The organism is Halanaerobium sp. ST460_2HS_T2, assembly GCF_003337665.1.
Taxonomy (GTDB): Bacteria; Bacillota; Halanaerobiia; order Halanaerobiales; family Halanaerobiaceae; genus Halanaerobium; species Halanaerobium kushneri.
In genome coordinates this window covers 1-4,552 of sequence record NZ_QPJF01000056.1, presented here as the reverse complement: position 1 = coordinate 4,552, position 4,552 = coordinate 1, and the positions used below count along the sequence as shown (strand labels likewise).

Genomic DNA, 4,552 nt, shown 5'->3' with positions numbered 1-4,552 from the left:
AAATCCCAGTAACGTTATATGACATTATAGCAAAAGTTACTGCAGCTAATAAGAGCAGTAAAAAGGGTTTGGTTATCGCTGGATGAAGTGAATCTACTTTCTCCGGGGTAGGGAAATAGAAACTGCTAGGTATTAACGAACCTGAGTGCATTAAGAAATAGAAGACCGTGATCAATTTTATGAGGGGTTATCGCATTATCTTCAAAACTTCAGACTGATGGTTAAGTTTTTTGCGGGCAGATCTTTTGCAAAAAAGGAGTTATAGGTTCGAAGTTTTGAAGATAAATGAAAAGCCATAGAGTCGATGGTTGCTATAACAGTCATATAACATGGGATTAACGGCATGCCCTCTGGCACAAAGTTAGCACTTGACCAATTACGAGTATGATGGCAAACTTTGCACCAGGTCTGTGGACATCGGGCACACCGCGAATCCCAGTAACGTTATGTGACATTAGGCTAACTAAGTTTTCTTCAGCTTAGAAGTATCAAGATGGATTTGTAAAATGCTCTTAGATAATTCAAAAAAGATTGATGATAACTGAAGTGATAATTCTCGAGAACATTTTACAATCAATTTAATTAAACTAAAAATCATTTTTGATAAATCTTAGTTGTGAAATTTTAATAAACTGAAAATGTAAAGCCTTAGTGGCCATTTATAAAATATTTTTTTAAATCTATACGAAGTAAGTTTCGTGAAGATCTAGAATTTTAAGTATCAATGATAATTACAGCAATAAAAATAAAGTTAAAACAGGTAAAGATTCTTACGCCTAACAGTCACGTTCGTGACATTAGGCTGGGTCAATTATTTTTATCTCTTAGAAGTTCCGAGATGGATTTATAAAATGTTCGTAGCAATAAGGAAAGAATATTATAATTATACCTGCATTTTTGCAGGTATTTTTTGCTATTAAAAGAATTATATTATTAATGTTATATTTTTATGGGAAAAACAATTAAGATCAAAGACCAGATATACAGTGGTTTTAAGCAAATATAAAATTCAAAGCAGCAATGATAAAAATAGCAATAAAAAATTAATGTTGGGCGAGAATACTTATAACCGCCTAACAGACACATAACATGGGTTTAGCGACATACCTTCTGTCACAAAACTTGCAGTCTAACCAATTACGGATATGAAAAAGCAAGTTTTTTGCCAGTTCCTGGCGGAAACAGGTACATCGCAAAACCCAGTACCGTTATGTGACATTAGGCTAACTTAGTTTTTTTATCTTAACAGTAGCAAGATGGATTTATAAAATCCTCTCAGATAATACAAAAGCATTATAATTAAATCTAATGGTTAAGATCAAAATAATTTACAGATAAACCGCTTATGAAACGTCTCAGGTGTAAAGTCTTAATGATCGAAAAGTGTAAAAAGTTATTGAGCATTAAAAAAGATTTTTAGTAAATCTTAATGAAGTAAGTTTCATGAAGATAAAAAAATCAAAGTATCAATGATAAGTACTGCAGCAAATAGTAATAATTTAATAAAAGAATAGAGATCTTAATTGATAATAAAAAGATTTATCCGCCTAACAGTCACATTCGTGACATTAGGCTAAGTCAGTATACTTAGGCGTTGAAATTACGAGATGGATTGACAAGATGCGCTTTAGAAAATCAAAAAAAGAGAAATAATAAATAAACCTGCATTTTTGCAGGTATTTTTTTCTATTACAAGAAGTATATTAATAATAAATCGATTTTGTAATAAAAAGTACTAATAAAATCTTTTGCTTAAATCTTCATGAAATAAAGTTCGTGAAGATATCAAAAAGTAATAATAAATAATTAAATATCGCGCAACAAAGAAATAATTTTATTTAAAGACCATAGAGAAGAAAAGAAGCTGGGGTGAGCAATTTATTATAGATCGCCGCCTAACAGTCACATAACATGGGATTGGCGCCATGCCTTCTGTCATAAAGCTTGCAGGCTAACCAATCACGGATACGAAAAAGCAAGCTTTACGCCAGTTCCTGACGGAACCAGGCACGAGCGCAAAATCCCAGTAACGTTATATGACATTATAGCAAAAGTTACTGCAGCTAATAAGAGCAGTAAAAAGGGTTTGGTTATCGCTGGATGAAGTGAATCTACTTTCTCCGGGGTAGGGAAATAGAAACTGCTAGGTATTAACGAACCTGAGTGCATTAAGAAATAGAAGACCGTGATCAATTTTATGAGGGGTTATCGCATTATCTTCAAAACTTCAGACTGATGGTTAAGTTTTTTGCGGGCAGATCTTTTGCAAAAAAGGAGTTATAGGTTCGAAGTTTTGAAGATAAATGAAAAGCCATAGAGTCGATGGTTGCTATAACAGTCATATAACATGGGATTAACGGCATGCCCTCTGGCACAAAGTTAGCACTTGACCAATTACGAGTATGATGGCAAACTTTGCACCAGGTCTGTGGACATCGGGCACACCGCGAATCCCAGTAACGTTATACGCAATATGAGCCAAGAAAGGGAATGGTTAATTATGAAAAGAGCAATTACATTTATAGATTTATTGGCATTTTCTAATTATGTAAGAGATAATCCGCAAGAAGCAATTAATTTATTTGATAATTATAATAATATTTTAAAAGTAAAAATTACTGACGAAAAAATTAATCCTATTAGTTCTTATACAAACTCTTTAAGAGAAATAGCAGAGACTAAAAGTATAAATAGTTTTGAATATTTCATTCCTTTTAGTGATTCAATTTTTATTTCTTCTCAAAAACCTAATAAATTTGTTAAACAACTTTCATCATTTTTGATTGATTGCTTTAAATTTACTTCAGATGAATATATTAATCCTGAAAATAAAAATAAACCAACTGAAGTAAGAGTAAAAATACCAAGACTTGATGAGAATAAGAAGCTAAACTTTGAAGAAGAATTACAAAACTGGTTTCCAGTATTATTTAGAGGTGGAATAAGTTTTGGGGAGGCCTACCCTACTAAACTAATTTCAATTTTTGATTCTGAGCCACAAATAATAAATAATTTAGTGGGAAAACCAGTTGTAAAAGCAGTAAAGTTAGAACAAGAAGTTAAAGGCCCTTTAATTGTATGTGATTGTAATTTTTATGATGAATTAAATAAGAATATAAAATACTTTTTCAAAAAAATTAAAAATAAAAATTTATATAAGTTATTATGGCCTGCTTTTAATTATATTAAAGCAAATAATGAAGATGAAATAAGAAAATTTGATGAATTGTTTTATCCAGCAGTAAGTTTATGGAAAGCAAATAACCATAAATCATATTCAATGCATTATTTTAACTTTTTAAAATTAGTTGTAGAAAGTTCATTAAGGTTTTTTGATAATATTGGAGAGCTTAGTTTCGCTAAAAATTATATAAGTAAACAAATCAAATATAAAGATTTAGATAATAAGATAGAAGAACTTTATGGCTCATACAGCGTATAACATGGGATTGGCGTCATGCCTTCTGTCATAAAGCTTGCAGGCTAACCAATCACGGATACGAAAAAGCAAGCTTTACGCCAGTTCCTGCGGAATCAGGCACGAGCGCAAATCCCAGTAACGTTATACGACATTAAACTAGATGGGTATGTTTTCAAATTTGAAAGAACGAGATGGATTTGTAAAACCCTCTCAGATAATTCAAGAGCATTAATAAAATTAAATCTATAATTTTAGATCTTATGGTTTAGATCAAAATAATTCATAATCAAATCGCTTTTGAAAAATCTGAAGTGTAAAGTTTTAATGAATGAAAAGTGTAAAAAGTTATTGAGCATTAAAAATATTCTGCTGTAAATCTTTATGAAGTAAGTTTCGTGAAGATTGCAAATTCAAAGCATCAATGATAATTATTGCAGCAAAGAGTAATAATTTAATTAAAGAGAAAAGATTTATCCGCCTAACAGTCACGTTCGTGACATTAGGCTAACTCAGTATCTTTAGTCGTAGAAGTATCGAGATGGATTGACAAGATGCGCTTTAGAAAATCAAAAAAGAAAAATAATAATTAAACCTGTTACTATGCAGGTATTTTTTTCTTTTACATGAAGTATATTAATAATAAATCGATTTCTGCAAGTAAAGCTAAATTAATAGATTTTTACTCTTCAATAATAGGGAATTTTAGTTTGCAACTTTTTGAAATATTTATTTGCAATTCTTGAGGTTGATAAAAAATATTATGAACCTTACTTCGTGAAGATCTATTAATTTTGGAATAAAAGAACAATTAATTCAATTAAACATACTCATTAGAGAGTTAATGAGTATGTTTATTAAGATAATCAAAATACTAAAAGATAAGAAATTAAAAGAGCTGTCGTTTAACAGTCGTATAACATGGGATTGGCGTCATGCCTTCTGTCATAAAGCTTGCAGGTTAACCAATAATGGATAGGGAAAAGCAAGCTTTACGCCAGTTCCTGCGGAATCAGGCACGAGCGCAAATCCCAGTAACGTTATACGCAATAGCACAGCAAGAGCTTTCTTTACATAAATACTGACTGAATCTGGGGGATAATATGCAGAAAATAACCAAAAACTTTGTTAAAA

The 4,552-nt window shown here is 31.0% G+C and carries 1 protein-coding gene; it reads left to right on the top strand.

The window, feature by feature from the left end; genetic code table 11:
• Nucleotides 1-2,500 precede the first annotated feature (2,500 nt).
• Nucleotides 2,501-3,442, top strand: a complete 942-nt coding sequence (locus DFR80_RS14810) for a hypothetical protein (protein ID WP_114490457.1) — start codon at nt 2,501-2,503, stop codon at nt 3,440-3,442.
• Nucleotides 3,443-4,552: the final 1,110 nt, after the last annotated feature.